Below are 21,003 nucleotides of genomic sequence, written 5' to 3'. Positions count from 1 at the left end.
ACTCAGCGGACTTCAGAAGCCGGGAATGACATCGTCGCCCCTGCCCTCGTTGATACCGTAGGCGCGGGCCGCAGTGGAAATCCGATCCATGACACGCTTGTCCGCGAGCGCTTCGCTGTCATCGTCTGCGGGCTTGTACAGATCGGCCTGATCGGGCTCTTGAGAGACAACAACGTCTTCTTCGGGCAGGCTTGGATGGCGTTGCTGCTGAACGCCTCCCTCGTCTTCAACTGGCGCGTCGGCGCTTTCCTCGTCCGCAGCAAGTCGGCTATCGACGCTGCACACTTGTCCAGTCCAGCCGTCCGGGCGTGATGCAGGGCAGTCCGCATAGGGTCCGTCGTGCAGCACCGGCGCAGGCAGCACCCGATCTGTGAAATTCTGATCCTGATAATAGCGCAGCTTCTTGGCGCGGATCGGCGGCAACCCAGAAACCAGGACCAATTCGTCTGACGGCGGCAATTGCATCACCTCGCCTGGCGTCAGGAGCGGGCGCGCGGTTTCCTGGCGGCTCACCATGACATGTGAAAGCCAGGGCGCAAGCCGATGGCCCGCATAGTTGCGCATCGACCTAAGTTCGGTTGCGGTGCCGAGGGCATCCGAGATGCGCTTGGCCGTGCGTTCGTCATTGGAGGAAAAGGCAATTCGCACGTGGCAATTGTCGAGAATAGCATTGTTCTCGCCATAGGCCTTTGAAACCTGGTTCAAAGATTGTGCGATCAGATAGGAGCGAATGCCATAACCTGCCATGAAGGCGAGCGCCGTTTCGAAGAAGTCGAGGCGACCGAGCGCCGGAAACTCGTCCAGCATCATGAGCAGCTGATGCTTACGGCTCTTCTTCGGGTCCCCCTCCAGACGCTCCGTCAACCGCCTGCCGATCTGGTTCAAGATCAGTCGCACCAAAGGCTTGGTGCGCGAGATATCCGAAGGCGGCACGACCAGATAGAGCGACAGCGGTCGCTCTCCATCCACTAGGTCAGCGATGCGCCAGTCGCAGGACGAAGTGGCCGCCGCGACCGTTGGATCACGATAAAGCCCAAGAAAGGACATGGCGGTCGAGAGGACGCCTGAGCGCTCGTTTTCCGACTTGTTCAGGAGTTCGCGAGCCGCCGAGGCCACTACGGGATGGACCTGAGGGTTATGCCCCGTCCCGAGATGGTTTGTCGTCATCATCCGCCGTAGCGTTGCGGCAAACGAGCGTTGCGGGTCCGACAGGAAGGTGGCGACGCGGGCTAGCGTCTTGTCCTCTTCAGCGTAGAGCACGTGCAAAATGGCGCCAACTAGGAGTGAATGGCTGGTCTTCTCCCAGTGATTCCGTCGCTCCAGCGCGCCCTCGGGATCGACGAGGATGTCGGCGATGTTTTGAACGTCCCGGATCTCATCTGGGCCTTTGCGCACCTCCAGCAGCGGGTTGTAGCGTGCCGATCTCGGGTCGGTCGGATTGAACAGAAGGCAGTACGAGAATTTCGACCGCCAGCCGGAGGTCAACTGCCAATTTTCGCCTTTTATATCATGAATGATGGCAGACCCGGTCCAGGAAAGTAGCGTTGGAACAACCAGCCCCACGCCCTTGCCCGAACGCGTCGGCGCAAATGCCATGACGTGCTCCGGGCCGTCATGGCGCAGATAGCGATCGTTCAGCCTACCGAGGAAAACGCCCGCCGGCCGTAACAACCCTGCCGTCTCGACCTCATGAGTCGTGGCCCACCGTGAAGACCCATAGGTCGTAACCGACCCGCGCTGTCGCGCGCGCAAAAGCGAGCCTGCGATTGCGGCGGCACAGCCCAGGAATCCGCTGGCGCCTGCAAGCGTACCGGCTTTGTCGAAGACCTCCGGCGCATAAGCATCGAAGTGGAACCACCATTCAAACAGCTTCCACGGCTTGTAGATTGGCCAGCCGGCGAAGAGAAACCATGGTGCGCCGAGAGGCGTCTGGTAGGTCAGCATTTGAGCGCACCATTGGGTTGCCGTCCATACGCCGATAATGACAATTGCGCACACAACGGCGATCTGCCCGATCAGTAGCTTCGTAGGTGTCATCGGCTTGGCCCGCTGAACAACGCGACCTAGCATCGCGCGGTGCAGCCGGGACAGGAATGTTCCTCACATACGATTTGGGAGCAATGAACGACTTCCTACTATGCAGGTCGGTCAGCACGCGTGTTGCGCCTTCACGCGACACCATCCTCTCCATTCACCCTGAGGCCCGGCGCCGCCGACAGTTGCGTGACCGCTCCTCCGCAAAGTTATCTTCTGCGTTCAGGGAGCCAGGGCGCCTGGGCTGGCTGATGAACACCGTCCGCTCGCGCATGTGGGGTCGAATTGATTTGTGCCCAAGTGGAGGCAGGCTCATCATTCAACAGTTGCCGCAGTTCCCCTGGCTCGAACGCCATCATTGGTGGGGAGGCAGGCTCGTCTTCCAACAGTTGCCGCAGTTCCCCTGGCTCGAACGCCATCATCGGTGGGGAAGCGGGTTCATCCTCCAACAGCTGCCGCAGTTCCCCTGGCTCGAACGCCATCATTGGTGGGGAGGCAGGCTCGTCCTCCAACAGTTGCCGCAGTTCCCCTGACTCGAACGCCATCATTGGTGGGGAGGCAGGCTCGTCTTCCAACAGTTGCCGCAGTTCCCCTGGCTCGAATGCCATCATCGGTGGGGAGGCGGGTTCATCCTCCAGCAGCTGCCGCGGCTCTTCCTCGTGCGGCAAGCGCCTCCTTAGCCGGTCTTGCAGCGCCTGCCGATCGGCAACGAGGTTGTCGAGGGGCAGCGGCTCGTGGTCTGGCCGCTGCCCTTTCACCAATCGTTCAACCAGCGCCCACGTGCCCTCCAGGACAAATACGCCGCAATCATAATGGTTCGTCTGTCTGGCCATGGGGGCTGGCGCCAAGGTAGCATTCAGCAGTCCTGCGAGCTGTTTTGCAGGCACGTCGTTATATCCCTCTCGCTGGAGGGAGTCGTAGTGATAGGCGAACCGCCTTTCGGGGTCGCGGCGATCAACGAGCAGCAGCGACCAATGGGTGCCGGGGCTAGTAGCCGTGCCATTATTCACTGGCAAGAACAGGAAGTCGGCTGTGGCGTTGTTTTGATTATAGATGGACTGCAATATGCCTCGAGCGTCTTGCGGCGACGTGTGTCGCAGTAGATGGGATACGGAAGGATCCACCAGCCGAGTCCGGGCAGCGAGCGCCGGATTGATCCCCTGCAGTTGCCGCTCCAGCAAATTGTAATCTCTCTGGACATGGGCGTCGCTCAGCCATTCGGCGGCGCCGAGCACCCGCCCCGTTGCAACGTTGGACGGGGCTGTCGGATCGAGCGCCCCGATCTGAGCCCCAGAGGAACTGGTCGTCAGTGTGGTCACATCAACCAGTGGAAGGCCGCGGTAGGTGCCTGGCAGCTTAGCGGTTGCTGGCGAGGCGGGTTGGGGAGCTCTTGCCGGTGCCGCTGGCCCAGCTTCAGCAGCGGCCCCAACGCGCCTGGTGACTGCGTCTGCCGGATGAGCAGCAAGGACAGTTTCGCGCCCGAGCACAATGCGCGGCAGGATATCCCGGAGGTGAGCCAATGCAGAACCGATACTTAGTCTATTACCATAGGAGACAGCCTTGAAGCTCTCAACATCTTTATCCAGCGATTTGTCGTGAATCCGAGCGGCAATCCCAGGCTTGTTATTTTGACGCAGATACTGGCTAAAATGTCTAAGAAAATTTGTATAGCCGCCCACGGTATCTGGATTCCGTCCGGTCGCAGGCGCTGCCAGGTACTCCTTGGTCGAAGCGGCTCTGTAATCTCTAATGAGCTCGGCATCGTCAGGATAGGGGATCACGAGAGGGCGACCCATAATCGGGGCTCCGCTTGTCGACTTCTTGAGGTAACGCAGTGCGCCAGCCACGGTGGAGGAACCACCCGTACTCTCGTACTCCTTGAGATCCTGATCCAGCGACGAATGGTAAAGCCGAGCAGCAAACCCTGGCTTGTTGTTTTGAAGGAGCCACCGACTAAAGCCGAAAAGAGAATTTACATTGAAAGTGACCGTGTTCGCGCTGGCCTTACCCGCGTGGAATGCTGCCCTCAGCCCTTCGATAGCGGTCGCATCGTTGGAATAGACAGGACGCTTGTCGGAACCGTTGGGGACTACAATTGGACGATCCGGCTGCACTGTCGAGGACATCGAACCACCACCTCCGGGATGCGGTGCTGGGGTGGATTCGTGTTCATCCCTCTGCCTGACGAGCTGCGCCTCAGATTCCGGTGTAGCCACCTTATGAGGATCCTGCATCGGTTCGATCCCCTCCATCTCCTGCTGCAACCAAGCCAAAGCTTGGCGAGCGGCGGCTTCATCAACCGCGGAGGATGTCTCCACACCTCTGGCGGACGCCGGCAGAGCCTGCTCCGCCCGCCGTCGAAAGAGCTCTGGCGAGGCGGATTTCTCCGCCCACAATCTGGGCTGCGTAGCGAGTCCCCGTCCAGATTTATGTGGCACCGCCTCGCTTGGCAGCGGGCTGCTCCTGTCCCGTGCAGCTACCAGCCCCTCCGGGGCGCCCTGGTCGCCGTGGCGCCAGTTCAAGTGAGGGACGGCCTCTCCAAAGTCGGGTGCTTGGTGTTGGTGCGCGGTTGGGGCGAGAGACAATGGTAGATCGGTGCCCTCCTTATAACCTACCGGCAGGAGCTCCTCTGGCCAATCGAATCCCTGCTGTGGTGCGGTATGCTGAGCAGCGTCGCCACGGGGACGAGCCTCCATGCTGACCGCGTTTTCCAGATGACTCCCGAGTATAACGCGCGGCGGGTGCTTGCGGATATAAACCAGTGCAGATTCGATCGGAGCTCCACGAGTAGAGGAGGCGGCCTTGTAGCTCTCAACATCTTTATCCAGCGATTCATCGTAAATCCGGCCCGCAATCCCGAGCTTGTCATTTTGACGTAGGTAATGACTGAAATGGTTAAGAGCAGTTGCGTAGCCGCTCGCGGATCTGAAATGTCTAGTGAGCGCGGCGTCGTCAGGATGGGGGTTCAGGACAGCGCGACCCACAATCGGGGCGGCTCCGCCTATCGGCTTCATCAGTTGACGCAGTGCGCCAGCCACTGTGGAGGAACCACCCCTACTCTCGTACTCCTCGAGATCCTGGCTCAGCGACGGATGGTAAAGCCGAGCAGCAAACCCTGGCTTTTTGTTTTGAAAGAGCCAACGACTAAAGCCGAAAAGAGAATTTGCGCTGCGAGTGACCGTGTCCGGCCTGGCTTTACCCGCAAGGAGTGCAGACTTCAGCCCTTCGATGGCGGTGGCATCGTTGGAATAAACAGGACGCTTGTCGGCACCGTCGGGGGCCACAATTGGACGATCCGGCTGCACTGTCGAGGGCATCGACCCATCGAGATGCGGCGCTGGGGTGTATTCGTGCTCATCCCCCTGCATCGCGAGCTGCGCCTCCCGTTCCGATGTACCCACCTGATGGGCAGGGAGTTGCATCATCGCGCGAGCGCCTGAGTCACCAACCTGACCTGGTTGCCGCTCAGTGACAGCATGCTGCAGATTGCTTTGGATCCTCTGCCTCTTCGTTGGTCTCAACTCACCTTTGCCATGCGAGCCATTGACGAGGACATCCTCGCCTGGTGCACTCATCAACTCATCCGCCGCCTGCAATTCGCCCAAGTGCTGCTCAAAACCGGCTTGGCCGGCTTGTCCGCTTGCTCGTGCGGTACGGCGTGCTGCACCTGCAGCCAAGCTGCTACGATGAATGTCCAGTTTGTACGGGTGCACGCTAGCCTCACTTCCACAGATCACATGAGCAACCTACTCAGGCAAGCTTTCGAAAGGCTGACGAGGTCCGCCGCCGCGGAAGGCGAAGGCTGGTTTTCTGCTCAGCGGTTGACGGCCTAGCGTGTTGCGGCCGCGCCGGGTATCACGCCAATCAATCTGAATAGTCGATGCGTCAAACGAACCAGGATAGGATTTTCGTAGCGGGGCTGCTCTACTCACTCTTGTCCTGAGGTAGAATTCAACCATATCGCCGAGCAACTGGATGCCGATTGGATACCCGATCCGGAAAGCTTCAGCTCATATGTGACGCGAGGATGAGAATCGTGGCAGCTCCAGACCGACGGGCTGCCACCCACAGCGGCGATGACCGACGAGGGTCTTCTATTGCCAAGGTAATCGTCCGTTCGGGGACCTATGTGTTCCTATGCTCGTCGAGCGGATCGGGTGGGCCGCACCGCCGTAGCGTTACGGCGAGCGGAAGCGGCGTTGGGTGCGGCTTTTCCCCTGAACGCTTCACACCAGGCTGATAGGGGATCTTGCAATCGCACACACGCGGTCTGCAGGCGTGCCTATCAAGCAGTTTGCTCAGACCAACGTCGCGGCGAGCCTATCCTCAATACGCAGCGCAAGTCCTAGACTCCACGATCGTCCTTCGGTGCAGATTTGCTCGCGCCTCGCCCTGATTACAGCCGATAAGGCGAGCTAACAATTGCAAGAGCCACAAGCTACTCCAGCTCGATCGGTTTGCTGTTCCAGTCGGGCGGGGTCTGACCGAGAATGTTGCGAACGAAGAAGTCTAGGAGTTTGCGCTCGGTGTAGGTGCCTAGAGTATGGTGATTGGCACCAGGAACGTAGACAATGTCAAAATCTTTTCCTGCCTTGATGAGTCGATCGGCAAGCTGGAACGAGCAAAACGGATCGACATTATCATCCATTTCGCCGACCGCGATCATCAGCTTGCCCTGCAGCCTGTGAGCATTGTCAACGGCGGAGGATTGCGAATATTCAATGCCGACCGGCCACCCCATCCACAGTTCATTCCACCAGGTCTTGTCTATCCTGTTGTCGAAGCAGCCGTTTTTGGCGACGGCGACCTTGTAGAAATCGGGGTGAAAGAGCAGCGCGCTGACTGCACTCTGGCCGCCGGCGGATGCGCCAAAAATGCCGACGTTGGATATGTCGTACCATGGATATTGCGCGGCCGCCGCCTTGTGCCACAGAATGCGATCGGGAAATCCTGCGTCCTTCAGATTCTTCCAAGCAACATCATGGAAGGCGCGGGAGCGGTTGTTGGTGCCCATGCCGTCGATCTGAGCAACGACGAAGCCCAGCTGCGTGAGCGGCTCTGTCCACCGCGAGAAGGATTTTGGGACGAAGGAGCCGTGGGGTCCAGCATAGATATTCTCCACAACCGGGTATTTCTTCGTCGGGTCGAAGTTGGCTGGCAGGTGGAGCACACCCCAGATGTCAGTTTTGCCGTCGCGCCCCTTGGAATGGAAACTGAGCGGCGGCTGCCAGCCTGCGGCGACGAGCTCGGAAATGTCGGCCGTCTCGATCTGCTGGAGCTTGGCATTGTCGCTGGCGCGGTAGAGTGCCATGCGCGGGGGCAGATCGATGCGTGACCAGAGATCGACATAATAGCGCCTGTCAGGCGAGAACTCGATATGGTGGTTGGCCGGTTCGGGCGTCAGTGCAGTCAGTCCCTTGCCGTCAAAGCCGATGCGGTAAGCATGGACCCAATAGGGGTCCTCCTGCGAGTTCATCCCGCTCGCCTCGAACCAGATCTGACGCTTCACCGGATCGACATGGTTGACCCTCCGGACGACCCACTCACCTCGGGTGATCTGGTTTTCGAGCGCGCCTGTCCGGCCGTTGAAAAGATACAAATGCTCATACCCGTCGCGCTCTGATGCCCAGATGATCTCCTTCCCGTCATCGACATCGTAACGGAAGATTTTTCCGGCATCCTCCTGGCCATGCCCCAGCGGCAAATAATCCACGAATGTCTCGCTGGTCTCATCGATCAGGGAGCGCCCGCGGCCCGAGGCGGCGTCTACCTCGACCAAGCGATAGAGCTGATGCCCGCGCTGGTTATATTCGAAAGTGAAGCCGCGGCTGTCCGCCCACCACCGGAGAGGGGAAAGTTCGAAGACGTTCGAGAAGAGGGCACCGTCAATCACGATCTGGCGCCGGCCGGCAATGTCGAACAGGACTGGTTGGGGCAGCGGAAGGACATCGCCCGGCCTGGGATAGAATATTGTTGAATATTCCCGCTCCAACTGGTCCGTCGATGAATTGAGGTAGCGGACCTCTCGCCTATAGCCGGGGCGAACAAGGTAAGCGGCGAGGTGGCGCGAGTCCGGCGACCAGCTCAGCGTCGAAAAGACGTAGCAATTGCCTTCGGCTCCGTCCCGGCTCAGAGGAACATCCTGCAATCCGTCCTCGCTGCGCAGGAAAACGTTGCAGTTCTTGATATAGGCGATCCATTTGCCGTCGGGCGACGCGTTGCTCTTGTCGGGGTTGTTCTCCGCTGGCGGCGTGTAGCGGTGGCTGAGCTCCCTACGGTCCCCTTTCCTTGCATCGAATGTGGTGCTGGTACAGTCATAGCTTGCAAGGTCGCAGCTCCACCGGGTGTCTTCAATCTGGAAGTCGAGCCTGCGACCATCCTCACTCAGTTCGAAACGGTCGAACGGAAGATTGCCGGCTTGATAGCTCTCATGGCTCACCTTGTTTAGCGCTGCCGCCAGACGCGCCTGATCGAAAGCGGGCCGCTTGAAACCCGTGGCAGCATCGACCTGCATGAACTGCTGCTCGCCGTGGCTAGTCCGGCGGTAGACGAAGGCTTCACCCCCGGTCAGCCAGAAAGGCATTTTGGGGACATTGACAGTGAGCCCGCCATATCGATCGTTGATCGTAAGTGCGCGCTTGAAATCGGCCGGCGCTAGCGTCGGGTGTAAACTTTTCGAACCCTTGGCCAGCGTCTGAGTTGCCGATCGCCATGCCGCGCGCGTCAAAGCGCCGATCCTGGACATACCTGTTCACTTCTTTCGGTTTTCGGAATGCTAATTTTGAAGTTGGGTTCTCGTCGCCGGTCTGCAGCAGCGCCGAGCGTCGCCTTGGAGGAGAGCCAGCACGCGGGTGCAGCCAGGCACGCGCAACAGGGGCGCTCCTTGGACATCCAGGCACTGGTTCGGGTGCCGATTGAAGAGTTGGCGTCCGTCGCCGAAACAACCAGGAAAGAGCGTCCATGCAGCCCTGACGCGACTATTTCCCCGCGAGTATGGCCGCTTGCTTTTCTGCATCATCTGAAAGGTCCTGCTCTAGTCGGGCCGGATGTCACCCCGGCAGATTGTGCTATTTCGACAATCTCCGAGCGATTGCCGCCGGCCCATGACGAGGTTTACCGATAGGGCGCAATATGCGTGCCAAAGGAAAAGCGGTTTAATACACGGCAATCCGCCTATGTCGCATCCCCAACATCGTCGCACACCGGACAATGCCGGACGATATTGTCCCGGGGCGTCAAATTGGTTTGATGGTGACCCAACAACTGGCGGATGACGATCTCGAAATGCGCGACAACGGCCTCGGTGGACACTGTCGCCGCGCCCAGCACGCTGGCCGCCTGCCCGGCGATGTCCGCGCCCAGGCGGATGGCCTTGGCCACGTCGACGCCATCGCGGATCCCGCCCGACGCGATCAGCTTCACCGTTGGCAGCGCCCGACGCACCGCCTGCACGCTGGTCAGGGTGGGAATCCCCCAATTGGCGAATGACATCGCCACTGCACGGTCGGCGGCATTGCGGGCGCGCTCGCCCTCCACTGCGGCCCAACTGGTGCCGCCGGCGCCGGCGACATCGATTACCGCCACGCCCGCCTCGACGAGCGCACAGGCCACCGAGGCGGACAGGCCGCCCCCACTTCCTTGGCCACGATCGGCACGCCCACGATGCGCGCGGCGCCAGCGATCAGCGCCAGGACGCCGCGCCAGTCGCGGTCGCCCTCCCGGCTGTACCGCTTCCTGCAGCGGATTGAGATGGACGATGAGCCCATCGGCCTCCAGCGCGTCCACCGCGCGACGCGCCAGGTCCAGGCCGTCGGCCTCCCGCAGTTGCGCGGCGCCGATATTGGCCAGCAAGGGAATGTCTGGCGCCAGGCGGCGCAGCGCGCGCGTTAGCCCCTGGGAGTTACGGGATTGCAGGCTCACACGCTGCGAACCGCACATGGCGATCCGCAAGGCTTGCGCTGCCTCGCTCAAATGCCGGTTGATGGCCTCGGCCCGTGGCATGCCGCCGGCCATAGAGCTGATCAGCAGCGGCGCGCGCATAGCCTTGCCCAGCAGCGAGGCGCGCAGGTCGATCTGCGTCAGGTCCAACTCGGGCAGTGCGCAGTGTTCGAAATGGATGTACTCCCAGCCAGCGGCCACCGTGGCCGGCGCCGTTCGCCGATCCAGCACCAGCGAAGCGCGCAGCTGAGCGCAGCCCTCGAATCCGGAGAGAACGCACGGTACGCCGTGCCCCAGCGCCTGCTCCACGGCGGCGAGCTGCTCCGGCGCGATCAGGCCAACGTCGTTGCAATCGTCTAGCCAGAACAGCAGCGCCAGTTCGCGATAGAACGCCACGATCAGCGTTTCGTTCTGCGGATCACGGCCGGTGCGGGCGCTGGTGTCGCGCAGGCTCGGGTGAATGCGTTGCAGGATTGGGGGACGCGTGACGCAGTCAAAGCTCCCCTTGCCAAGCACGGAGCAGGCGAGTGAGAGAGCAGATGAATAGGCGTGTCGCCAATATTTTCGCATTGCTATAATCGATTATAGTTGTGAGGAGCAATTTGAGACCATTTACTTGCGGCTCAAGTCACCCATAAAAGAAGGCAAGCACCGATTCGGTAGCTTATCCCCTGTCTTTCGCGTACTCGCGGCCGTGGCGCCGGGTGAACGATTGAAGACCGCCGGTCTCACTCGCAGGTGGGCGCCAGGGCGTGGGACGGTTGGCAAGCCACAGGAGTAGGACAATGTCGAAGGATTCGGGTAAGGGCGATAATCACGGCGGCGGGCCGGGCAAGATCGAGATCACGATGGTGGTGAACGGCCAGCCCACGCAGGTCGAAGCCAATCCCAACCAGCCGCTTCACGTCATTCGTACCAAAGCCCTTGAGAACACGCAGAATGTCGCCCAACCAGCCGAGAATTGGGAATTGAAGGATGAGGCCGGCAACTTGCTCGACGTCGACAAGAAGCTTGGCGATTTCGGTTTCCCGAATACTGTGACCCTGTTCCTCAGCCTGAAGGCGGGCGTCGCAGGTGCCTAAACCCCAAAGTGTGGATCCGGAGGTCTCCCGAGCGAAGTTTGATCGGGAGATCGGCCGGTTCCGGCCATATGCTGATGTCTATCGGGCTCAGGGCTGCTTCTTGATCGAGGCGACCTTTCCGCGCGCTTTCTTCATTTTCGCAAGCCTCAAGTTAAAACCACGGGTGATCAGCGCAGCGAGCGAGGTCGACTTCACCGACTACGACTTAAGACCACCGTCCGTGGTCTTCGTCGATCCGTTTACGCGTCATCCGATTGCCCGGAAAGATCTATACCTGAAAATGCTTAGACGTCCGCCGCTGCCCGGAACGCCGCCGGAGATGATAGGAGCTCTCATCCAGCAGAACGCCGTGCCGCTGACGGACTTCATCCAGGCCAACAGTCCCGAGGACGAACCATTCCTGTGCATGGCGGGCGTCCGGGAATACCACGACAATCCAGCCCATTCAGGTGATCCATGGCTACTTCATCGGGGTTCTGGCGAAGGCTGTTTGGCCTTCATCCTGGACAAGATCATCAAGTACGGAATCATTCCTATAGAGCAGTTGCAGATTCAACTCCCACCGGCAATCGTAGGAATGGTGGTATCCCCTCAGGCGATACAAGAATGACTGGTTTGAGAGATGTAACGATCGTGACTCTCCCGCGCGGCTGCATCTCGACCACGCATGGGCATCTGCGCTCAGTTGGTCGCGAAGGCAATGAGGGGATGGCGCTCTGGGTCGGCGTTCAGCAAGACCGGCACTTTGCCGTAACAGAGACGGTTATCCCGGCGCAGCGTCACATTCGGACAAACGATGGCGTTTGCGTGATCGTTGCGGCCGAAGAACTGCACCGGCTCAATGTCTGGCTCTACAAAAGCGGCCTGAAACTCTTGGCCCAGATTCACAGCCATCCGGGCCGCGCCTACCATTCGACGACGGACGACGCTTATGCGGTTGCTACCACGGTTGGGTGTCTGTCGCTGGTAGTGCCGAATTTCGCCCGCGAGCCTTTCGATTTTGCTCGGGTCGCCGCCTATCGGCTTGACGAAAAGGCCAAATGGAATGCGCTCCCTCCCGCGGCACTGTCGCGAATGATCATGATATCGAGTTGAACAATGGCATTCGCTAACTTCATCGATCGTGCCGCCACGGCGGCATCTCAGGTCCTGGCCGATTTTCATCTGGGAGACTTCAAAGCAGCTCTTGAAAAGCAGGTCGTGGCAGTCGCCTTCGACCATCAGGCCGCTTCCTGCGCCGAAGGCCAGGCGACACTAGATCTTGCGGTGAGATTGCTCGCTAGGCTCTACCCGGTTCTGGCGATACTCCCGCTGGACAGCGCGGCGAGCTCTCAAGCCCAAGCGCTGGAGCGCTTGGCAAAGTCGATCAATCCAAAAGTCGGCATCCGGCGTTCCGGCAAGTCTGCCACCGTCTGCGTCGTTGCAGGGGTAACGCGCCCATCACTCCGGTGCCCGATCTTTTTCGTGGGATCGGACGGTTGGGCGGCAAAGCTGTCGCGTACGGACCCGGTGGGCTCTGGCCCAAGTCTGCTGCCTTTTGGAGCTGGCGCCGCCAGTTGCTTCGGCGCCGCCAACGTCTTTCGAACTATCTTCGCCGCCCAGTTGACCGGCGCCGAGTTGGACGAAACCATCGACCTCTCGCTATGCAGCTACGACAAGACCAAAGCCGGGGAGGCTGGCCCGATCGACTTCCCAGTCGACCTTGGCGAAACCCACCTCGTTGGGCTCGGTGCGATAGGCCATGGCTCGCTTTGGGCGCTAGCGAGACAACCCGATCTCAAGGGTCGTCTGCATGTAATCGATCACGAAGCGATCGAACTCTCAAACCTGCAGCGCTACGCATTGGCCGGCCAGGCGGAGATTGGTATGTCCAAGGCGGTTCTTGCAGCCACCGCCCTTAGATCGACTGGCCTTGAGGTCGAGGCGCACCCTCTGACGTGGGCAGAATATGTTGCGCGCCGGGGCAATTGGGTCTTAGACCAAGTGGGTGTGGCGCTTGACACCGCCGCCGACCGTCTGGCTGTCCAAGGTGCACTGCCGCGATGGATCGCAAACGCTTGGATGCAGGAGCACGATCTCGGTATCTCCCGGCATGGTTTCGATGACGGCCAGGCTTGCCTTTGTTGCATGTACCTGCCATCCGGAAAATCCAAGGACGAGCACCAGCTGATTGCCGAGGAACTCGGAATACCGGAAGCACACGAGCAGGTGAAAACGCTCCTGCAGACAAATGCCGGAGTTCCCAACGACTTTGTAGTTCGCGTGGCTACAGCGATGGCTGTGCCGTTTGAACCGCTAGCCCCGTTTGTCGGCCAGCCCCTGCGCTCCTTTTATCAGCAGGCTATCTGCGGCGGTCTGGTGTTCCAGCTTAGCGAAGGAAGTCGCCGCGTTCGAACTGTGGTTCCGATGGCCTTTCAGTCGGTGCTTGCCGGGATTATGCTTGCCGCGGATTTGGTCAAGCATAGTGCGGGGTTTCCCATGAGCCCGACGACGAGCACTCGGGTGAATCTTCTGCGCCCCCTTGGCTCTCACTTGCACGATCCGAAGGCCAAGGACTCCAGCGGCCGCTGCATCTGTAGCGACGACGATTTCATTGCCGCTTACAGGCGCAAATACGGAGCGCGTTGATCAGGTAAGCGATGTCTCGGCCGCCTAAGCAGACGCGCACCTCTCCGTAGACGCAGGGGGCGCGGCTTGTGGGCGTGACCATGGGCGCCATTATGACACGCTTGGCCCGCTCCTTTGCCGGCCTATCGTCCTCCGCGCATGATCCCGTGCCGACGTGATGATCCAGCACCAGCCGCCATGGCACCAGAGGCTGGTCAAACCTCCGTTGTTGGCCGGTTTGGACAGTGCTGCATCAGGTCTCGACCGACGTCTCGACAGTCAGGGCTGCTTCGACGGGTGTGAAGATGTCAACATCGACCCCAGGCGCCCGAATCGTCACAATCAGGGCGTACCGAGCCAGAGCGTCGACGCGTTCCAGGTAAGGCTTCTCCTTCCACCAGCCCCCGACCGGGAACACGCCGATCGCGTCACGCTCGGCGAGATCGGCGGCGCTGCCCGACCAGAAATCGGCGTGCAACGAGCCGCGATCGCGGAAGGTGCCGAGCAGCCACTCTTCTCCGCCTCCAGCAGGCGCCCCTTCCTCCTCGTCCCGAGCGGCCTGATTGATGCGGGCTCGGAATTCGTCGACTGTCTCGGTCGCTGACTTTACTCTGAACCGAAGACCATGGGACGCGTAACGATGCCGGCGGGTCCATCCGCGTTCACCGGGGTTGGGTTCGATGAAATAGGACAGCGTGACGCGGAGCTCGACCTGGGCAGCGCCGAGCGCCGCGAGCTGCTCCTTCGGCCAAGGCAGGCGATGCAGCTTCATGTCACGCGTTTTGGCAGCCGCGCCGCCCTCGCGCTGGAAAGGCTGAAGCTCATCTTCAACGATAAGCGTGAGGTCGTTCACCGTTGACAGAAGCGCGCGCCCAAGATCTGGCACGCCGTAACCATAGCGCCGCACGAGCGCCTGGATCTCGCCCTTCGCTCCGTTGCACGCATCGATGCGTGCGCGCATCGCCGGAGTCCATTCGGCCGAGTGGACGATCAGGGCGCGAACCGATTCAGGCCACAGCTCGGGGCGCGCTGATAGAATTAGTCCCGCCATCCGTGCGGCATGGGCCGTTGCCGCGCTCGTATCTCCGAGGGTGGTGAAGTGGCGCAGTTCGGGTCGACAGAAAGTGGTCAATATCTGCAGATCGTCGATCGGCTCGCCGGGCAACACACCGTCATGGGCGAGATTGCCGCCTTCGAAGACGACCTCGGGCTTCACCGGCCACTGCCTGTCCCAAACGACCGAAGTGCGACTGCGCGGCGAGAGCTCGCCGACCGGCGCGATCGGAGCGTAGCCCGAAAAGTCGGTGTCAATGATATCGACCTTTTCTGTGAAAGCGCCGACCGTCAGCGCATTCCAGGCCTGAGAAGGATCATCGACTGCTTCCAGATCGTTGCGCGTCAAATGCTCGGCCGGCATGAGGTCATCGCCGATGTTGCCGGCAGAGAGAACGATCAAGCGTCGCTGTTCCTCTTCGAAACAGAGTTGGTCGATAGCGGCAGACCACGATGTGGGCCTTCCACGCGCCGGACTGGCGCTTGTCACAGCCATTGCGATCGCGCGGCGGCGCTCCGGCGCCTGCACCTCGGCGCGGGCGATCGCTTCCGCGGTGATCGCGCCATAGAGTTCTGGATCGTTTGCCTCGTCTTCTGGCGGAAGGATACGAACACTCTCCAGCCGAAAGGGCAATGGAACTGGATCGCCTCCGACCAGGAGCGGGACCAGATCACCGTACAGGCCGACACCTGCCATTCGCGTCCCGTGGCCGCTCCACGCAGGTGTGTCGTCGCTGCCCCATGCCGGTTTGACGGTGTGCCAGTCTTAAACGGCAAGTGCGGGTTCGATCAACGGGTGGGTGCGACGCACGCCGCTGTCGAGAATGCAGACCGCAATATCGGATTGAGGCGGTCTGACGCGCCCGAGAAGCTCGTCGCTCCAGTCCCTTTGCTCCGCGCCGCCAAGGCCCAGGAAGAAGGACGGCGTATCCTTCGCGCGCCGCAGCTCGGCGACGACATCGCTGTGCGCAATCATGCGGTCGAGCATTGCCGTGCTGGCGAGGGCCAGCATGACCACCCGCTCCGGAAACCTAACCGCATGCGTGCGCAAAGTGATGTTCAGGGCTTCGGCAATGTGCTCGAAGTTCTCGCGGCGACCGTCGCGCAGCCAGACTTCCCACCACACCTGCTCGTCAGCGGCCTGGGGGAAGAGGTCGTCGTGGTCGGTAAACAACGATCGTGCAGTCGCCAGCCTGACTGTCTCCATGCGGGAGACGAGCGGCTCGTTGCGCGGTCTGCCGCGGTCAGTATCAACGTCTCGATACGCCTCGACTTTCCGCAAATAATAGGCTTGCGCGCTTTGCGGCAGGAACACCGACGCTGTGATGGGAGCACCGGGTTGAGTTGGCTCATGGACGGCGACCAGCTCCATGTGCTGGCGACGATCGGCCAACTGGTCGAGGGCCGCCCGTCCGGACATGGGCAGATCGATCGCGAGGTAAAAGCCAGGCGTGCCGACCGACAGCTGGGGGTCACGCGCCGCAATCTGCTGGCGTGCACTTTCGACCGCTTGTTCGATGGATTGCGTCAAGGCCGCAGCATGCGACGCCCGATCACGCGCCGGCAGCGGCGGTGCATGTATAAGTTGGTTGGGCCGCCGATAGGCTTCCCGAATGCCGTTGTTGCGAAGGTGGATATGGGCGCGGTCGCGCGGAAAATCGTCTGCCATTATGATCTGTGCTGTCGCTACTCAAACAGCGACGCCTGCCGGCGTTCCTTCAGAGCGTCGATGAGCGCTTCCGAGGTGATCCGCTTCCCCCCCCGCAATATGATGGTTTTTGCAGCGTCGTCGGCCGCGCGCGTGATCTCGGCCTGCGACAGTCTCTCTGCCTGAGAGATCGCCTCGTTCCAGGCAAGCCCTCTGGTGTCGAAGCGGTCGAGTCGAGCCCGAAGCAGCGCCTCTATAATCGGCCGATCGGGCACGGCGTATTCGATGACATCGTCGAAACGGCGGAACAAAGCTCTGTCGAGCAGCTCGGGATGATTTGTTGCCGCAATAATCAGGCTGTGGCTGTCGTCTTGCTCGAGAAACTGCAGAAACGAATTCAGCACGCGCCGAATCTCGCCAACATCCTGGCGTTCGCCTCGACGCGCGCCGATGGCATCGAATTCGTCAAAGAAGTAGACGCCCCGCGTCGCCTGCATTGCATCAAAAACAAGCCGCAGCTTTCCGGCAGTCTCTCCCATGAACTTGGTGATCAAACCATCGAGGACGATCGTGAAAAGGGGCAGATGAAGCTCCCCGGCCAATGCCGATGCGGTCATCGTCTTGCCTGATCCTGGCGGGCCGACCAGAAGCAGTTTGCGACGGGGAACAAGCCCGTGCTCGCGCAAGCTTGCTTGTTGGCGCTGCTCTCCCAGCACGCGGTGCAGGCGCGAGCGCAGACTGTCCGGCAAAATCATGTCGGTCAGTCGCAGGTCCGGATAGCGCACATGCAGGAGCCCTGCGAGCTCGCCCTTTGGCTGAAAAAGGGGAACCGGCCGACTGCTCTTGACAATCCGGGCGTCCCTGCTCTTGGCTGCGTCGACCAGATCCTTGAGCTCCTGAGCAAGCTTACCATGGCCTTGACGTGCCTCATGCGCAGCAAGCTGCATCGCGATAGAGAGGAAACGATCCTCGTCGCCGGCAATGTGGCTTTTAAGCAGCGTCACGATATGGCGGGCCGTGGTCATGGCTCTCTTCTGGGGTATCCGTTTACTTGGCGAAGCGCATGCAACCTAAACGCTTTCAACGGCGATTTGTATCGCGCAATGGTGTTTTTTCTCTTGTCGATGTTCGCCCGTGGCAACTTCAGCGGTGAACTGTTGCGCCGCGGTCATAGGCCAGCCGGAATAACGCCGGCCAGCAGACAACAGTCCGCATCTTCGAGCGCTCGAAGTCTGGCCACTCACGCAGCGTGTCGGGTCCGAACGCTCCAAAGCCGCCCCGCCTGGCAGGTCCATGCGACCGATTGCGGGCGTGCGGCCATAAGGTCTACGCGGGCTCGCATGGCTGCCCGCGCCGCTGGCTAAAAAGCTGTACACCATCTCACGAAACACCAGGTCCGCTCCTTTGCCGGCCGACGGTCCATGAAATCCCCTCCCCACTTACGACACCGGAGACCTCCTTGCCCACATGGCGCTCAAGCACCGGCCGCCATGGCACCAGCGTGAACTCGCGCGACTTTTCAACGACGGCATATTTTCCGCTGGCAAGCTCGACGGAGCGGCGGAGCGTACCCTCTACTCGTCCTCCGGATCGCGCTTCGGCATAGGGCAGGCCAAGTTCCTCCGACAGTTGGCCAGCAACACGGTTCAGTTCTCGCTGGCGCAGGATCGAAAGCATGTTGGCTCGATAGACGATCCCATCCTGTTCTTTATGCGCGAGGCCTTGCGCGATCAGCCACTGCCGCCGGCGAGCTTGCGCCTCTCTCACGTCGCGGCCGAAGCCGGATCCGTGCAAAGGCTCGGGTCTATCGGCAACCAGCTCCCGGTCGAGCCAGGTGGCGCCGTTGAAGCTGACCTGTCGCTCCAGCGCCATTGAGGAGAGCTTGTCGGCAACGACAGGCTCGGCCCTGGCCCGCTGGCCCTCATAATTCGCGACGCGATCGAGATGGTCCGGCGCGATGAGCCAGGTGCCGTTCGGCTCTCGCTCGACGCCGCCGGTCGCGCGGCGGATCGCCTCCAGCCGCCGCACATGCGTTCGCGCAAAGCTCTCGGTGGCGGATGGGTCATGCTTCAGGTGCATATCGACGTCGTAACGGCCGCCATGCGCGGCGGCGATTTCGGCGATGGTACGATCGACCTGCCTCGGCTCGGTGTTCCTTGGCGCGACACGCACGATGCAGCCATTAGGCATCGTTTCCATCGCCTCGCCTCTACCGATGTTGATCCAATGGCTCTTACCGTCGACGGCGTCGACGATCATGTAATGGCGGTCATTGATCTCGTCGGCCAGTCCACGCGCGACAACGCGACCGACGAGAGACTGGACGGGCTCGCCGGATCGATCGTGGATCACCCAGTCGGCGGCCCTGCGGGCAAGCCCCTTGCCGGTCAGTTCGCGGTGCATGGTCTTGATGATGTCGCCGCGTTCGCCGGTGCGGCGCAGCGTGGCTTCGAGCTCATCGTCGAGGCGCCAGGAGCCAGCGCCGACCTCCGCGGCCAGACCCATCCGCTCGAGCTTGCGCAGCCGTCCCTGGTGCAGCGTCTGGCGAATGGCGTCGGGACCGCCCGGCGAGACCAGGCCGTCATCATCACGCATGCTGAGCAGCCGACGGTCGATGCTGGTGAAGCGTTCCTGCTCCATTTCCCGGCGCAGGCGAAGCTCAATCTCGCGGTCGGTTCGCGGACCGAGATCGAGGCTGACCAGCTCGGCCGCCCGCTCGCGGATGCCAGATGAGATATATTCGCGCGCGATGACCAGGTTCTCGCCACGGTCGTCCCTGCCACGGACGATGATGTGGCTGTGCGGGTGGCCGGTGTTGAAATGATCGACCGCGACCCAGTCGAGCTTCGTGCCGAGGTCTTCCTGCATCTGCGCCATGAGCCGCCGCGTCAGCGCCTTGAGGTCGTCGTACTCGATGCCGTCTTCGGCAGCGACGATGAAGCGGAACTGATGGCGGTCGCCGTCCGCGCGATCGATGAACGCCTTGCCGTCGACGCGGCCGCTGTCGGCGCCGTAGAGCTCGCCAGGTTCACCTTCGCGGGTGACCCCGTCGCGCTGAAGATAGCGTAGATGGGCACGCGCCCCGTCCGCGCCCTTGCCGGCGAGCTTGACGACCCGCGCCTTGACGATCACCCGGCGCTGGCGGAAGGCGGCATACCGGTCGCGCGATTTCAGCAGTGCGGCGGCCGCCCCGCCGCGCCCTGTCCGGCTTCCTGTGAAGCGACCACCGCGTTGCGGCCGGCCGCCAGCCCGGTTGATCGCCGCACGAACCTGGCCGGCATAGCGTTTGCCGGCCTTCGAGCCGCGCGACCCGATTTTGCCGAGCTTCGGCCTGAACTCGTCATCCTTAATGCGAGCCTCCCAGACATATCAAGCAAAATCAGACACTTACACGTCAAACCCTCTTGGCACCGGCGGCAGCCTCCCGGAAAAACGATGTGCAGACAAAGATTTAACCGCCTCCTGGAGGCGGTACCTTTATCTTGCCTTCCGCGCCCAGCCCCGCCAGACGCGCCCCCGTCCGCCATGGCTAACGCACCGGCTCCTTCGGCTGCGCGCCGTCCTTGCCGAGCGGCACGAAGAGATCGCCGTTTCGCACGCCTGAGTGAACACCGTCATGAATGAAGAACAGCGACCGTCCGAGAGGAGCGATTTGCGCCTTTGGAGCGACAGATTGGCTTTCGAACGCCTCGATGTCGGCCGCCGAAACTCCGGCCGCCTTGAGTTGGTCGAGGTACTCGACGGTCTCTTCTGGCAGCGGTTTGCCACGCTTCAAATGCTCGTCGTAGCGCTCGGGACCGGCATTGTAGGCGCCAAACAGGCCAGGAAATCCGAAGCGGTCATACATGGCACTGAGATAGGCCGTGCCGGCCAGGATATTGTCGCGCGGATCGTGGGGGTTAGGCCCAAGGCCGTGTTCGACCCGCATCTCTTCATAGGTGCCGGGCATCACCTGCATGAGGCCCATGGCGCCAGCGGGGGAGGTGATGGGGCGGCCGCCGCGCATTGTCTTGCCGCCGCTTTCGGCAGCCATGACGGCATAGATCCAGGCTTGGGGAATATGGAAGCGCCGGCTTGCTTCCGATACCAACGTCTGCCACTTTCGCAGCTGCGGACTTTGGGAGATGGCGACCGGCTCAGCGCCGGTCGAGGCGGAACAGGCGCATGGCGCAATGGCGATCATGCCCAACAAGAGGAGGGTCACTCGGTCCATAGTGGTACGAGCCTCCCGATGACATTTTGAGTGGGAACAGGCCCGAAATAGCGGCTGTCGAAGGAGCGGTTTTTGTCGCTGCCGAGCAGGAAAACCTCGTTATCCCCGAGCGCTCGGCAGCCGTTCCACCATGGCAAAGGTCGGCCTTCGGCGTCGATTTTGAGCCGGCGCGCGACGATGTCGCCGCCGATGATGATGGCGTCATTGAAGGCGCAGACATTATCGTCCGGCAGCGCTGCAAGACGTTTTGCCAGCGGCACATTGCGAGGCAGATAGCTGCGCTCGGCGGCGAGATACGCCGCGTATTCAGGCGGGCGCACGAGCACGAGATCGCCACGCGCCAGCGCTCCCGCAGCGATGCGGTAAAGGCCGATCGGCGCGCTGGCCGAGGCGTTCCAGACCAGCCAAGGGGCGGGCTTTCCCAGCGC

General features: G+C 61.3%; 11 protein-coding genes and 3 pseudogenes. 4 read left to right on the top strand and 10 right to left on the bottom strand.

Going from position 1 to position 21,003, the window contains the following annotated elements; genetic code table 11:
• Window positions 1-12: 12 nt before the first annotated feature.
• From EN780_RS05065 to EN780_RS39705, 5 genes and pseudogenes are all read right to left on the bottom strand, one after another.
• Window positions 13-2,037, bottom strand: coding sequence for a conjugal transfer protein TraG (locus EN780_RS05065; protein WP_024502848.1), 2,025 nt, complete (start codon window positions 2,035-2,037; stop codon window positions 13-15).
• A 206-nt stretch (window positions 2,038-2,243) separates the two neighbouring features.
• Entirely contained in the window at window positions 2,244-5,639 is a 3,396-nt protein-coding gene (locus EN780_RS05060) for a Ulp1 family isopeptidase (RefSeq protein WP_245499880.1), read from the bottom strand.
• 833 nt (window positions 5,640-6,472) lie between these two features.
• Window positions 6,473-8,779: a S9 family peptidase gene (locus tag EN780_RS05055; RefSeq protein ID WP_126080685.1), complete on the bottom strand. Its 2,307-nt coding sequence runs from the start codon at window positions 8,777-8,779 to the stop codon at window positions 6,473-6,475.
• A gap of 515 nt (window positions 8,780-9,294) precedes the next feature.
• Window positions 9,295-10,218: pseudogene (gene fni / locus EN780_RS05050) on the bottom strand (type 2 isopentenyl-diphosphate Delta-isomerase); the annotation flags it as partial.
• Window positions 10,207-10,446, bottom strand: a pseudogene (locus tag EN780_RS39705) (hypothetical protein); the annotation flags it as partial. The pseudogenes fni and EN780_RS39705, both read right to left, overlap by 12 nt.
• Window positions 10,447-10,757: 311 nt before the next feature.
• Between EN780_RS39705 and EN780_RS05045 the strand changes: the two are divergent.
• The 4 genes from EN780_RS05045 to EN780_RS05030 are packed head-to-tail and all read left to right on the top strand — an operon-like array spanning window position 10,758 to window position 13,682.
• Window positions 10,758-11,054: a DUF2604 domain-containing protein gene (locus EN780_RS05045; protein ID WP_126057779.1), complete on the top strand. Its 297-nt coding sequence runs from the start codon at window positions 10,758-10,760 to the stop codon at window positions 11,052-11,054.
• The gene (locus EN780_RS05040; RefSeq protein ID WP_126057778.1) at window positions 11,047-11,664 is read left to right on the top strand and encodes a putative metal-binding protein; all 618 of its coding nucleotides are present in this window, start codon (window positions 11,047-11,049) and stop codon (window positions 11,662-11,664) included. Before EN780_RS05045 ends, EN780_RS05040 begins: the two co-directional genes overlap by 8 nt.
• Window positions 11,661-12,149: a Mov34/MPN/PAD-1 family protein gene (locus tag EN780_RS05035; RefSeq protein WP_126057777.1), complete on the top strand. Its 489-nt coding sequence runs from the start codon at window positions 11,661-11,663 to the stop codon at window positions 12,147-12,149. The genes EN780_RS05040 and EN780_RS05035 overlap by 4 nt, the downstream gene beginning before the upstream one ends.
• Before the next feature lie 3 nt (window positions 12,150-12,152).
• Complete coding sequence (locus tag EN780_RS05030; protein ID WP_126057776.1) at window positions 12,153-13,682, top strand: E2 ligase fold family C protein; 1,530 nt, start codon at window positions 12,153-12,155, stop codon at window positions 13,680-13,682.
• 232 nt (window positions 13,683-13,914) lie between these two features.
• Here the strand turns inward: EN780_RS05030 and EN780_RS05025 are convergent.
• The 5 genes and pseudogenes from EN780_RS05025 to EN780_RS05005 all read right to left on the bottom strand — a co-directional run.
• Window positions 13,915-16,383: pseudogene (locus EN780_RS05025) on the bottom strand (S8 family peptidase).
• A gap of 17 nt (window positions 16,384-16,400) precedes the next feature.
• Window positions 16,401-17,387 (bottom strand): ATP-binding protein, encoded by a 987-nt coding sequence (locus EN780_RS05020; RefSeq protein WP_126057775.1) that lies wholly within the window; start codon window positions 17,385-17,387, stop codon window positions 16,401-16,403.
• 355 nt (window positions 17,388-17,742) lie between these two features.
• On the bottom strand, window positions 17,743-19,713 hold the full coding sequence (rlxS, locus tag EN780_RS05015; RefSeq protein ID WP_024505648.1) for a relaxase/mobilization nuclease RlxS: 1,971 nt from the start codon (window positions 19,711-19,713) through the stop codon (window positions 17,743-17,745).
• Between the two features lie 178 nt (window positions 19,714-19,891).
• Window positions 19,892-20,575: a lytic transglycosylase domain-containing protein gene (locus tag EN780_RS05010; protein ID WP_024505647.1), complete on the bottom strand. Its 684-nt coding sequence runs from the start codon at window positions 20,573-20,575 to the stop codon at window positions 19,892-19,894.
• Window positions 20,563-21,003: S26 family signal peptidase (locus tag EN780_RS05005; protein WP_133372579.1), on the bottom strand; the 441-nt coding region annotated here is incomplete at its 5' end. The genes EN780_RS05010 and EN780_RS05005, both read right to left, overlap by 13 nt.

The organism is Mesorhizobium sp. M4B.F.Ca.ET.089.01.1.1, assembly GCF_004022605.1.
Classification (GTDB): Bacteria; Pseudomonadota; Alphaproteobacteria; order Rhizobiales; family Rhizobiaceae; genus Mesorhizobium; species Mesorhizobium abyssinicae.
This window is presented reverse-complemented; position numbering and strand designations above follow the sequence as displayed.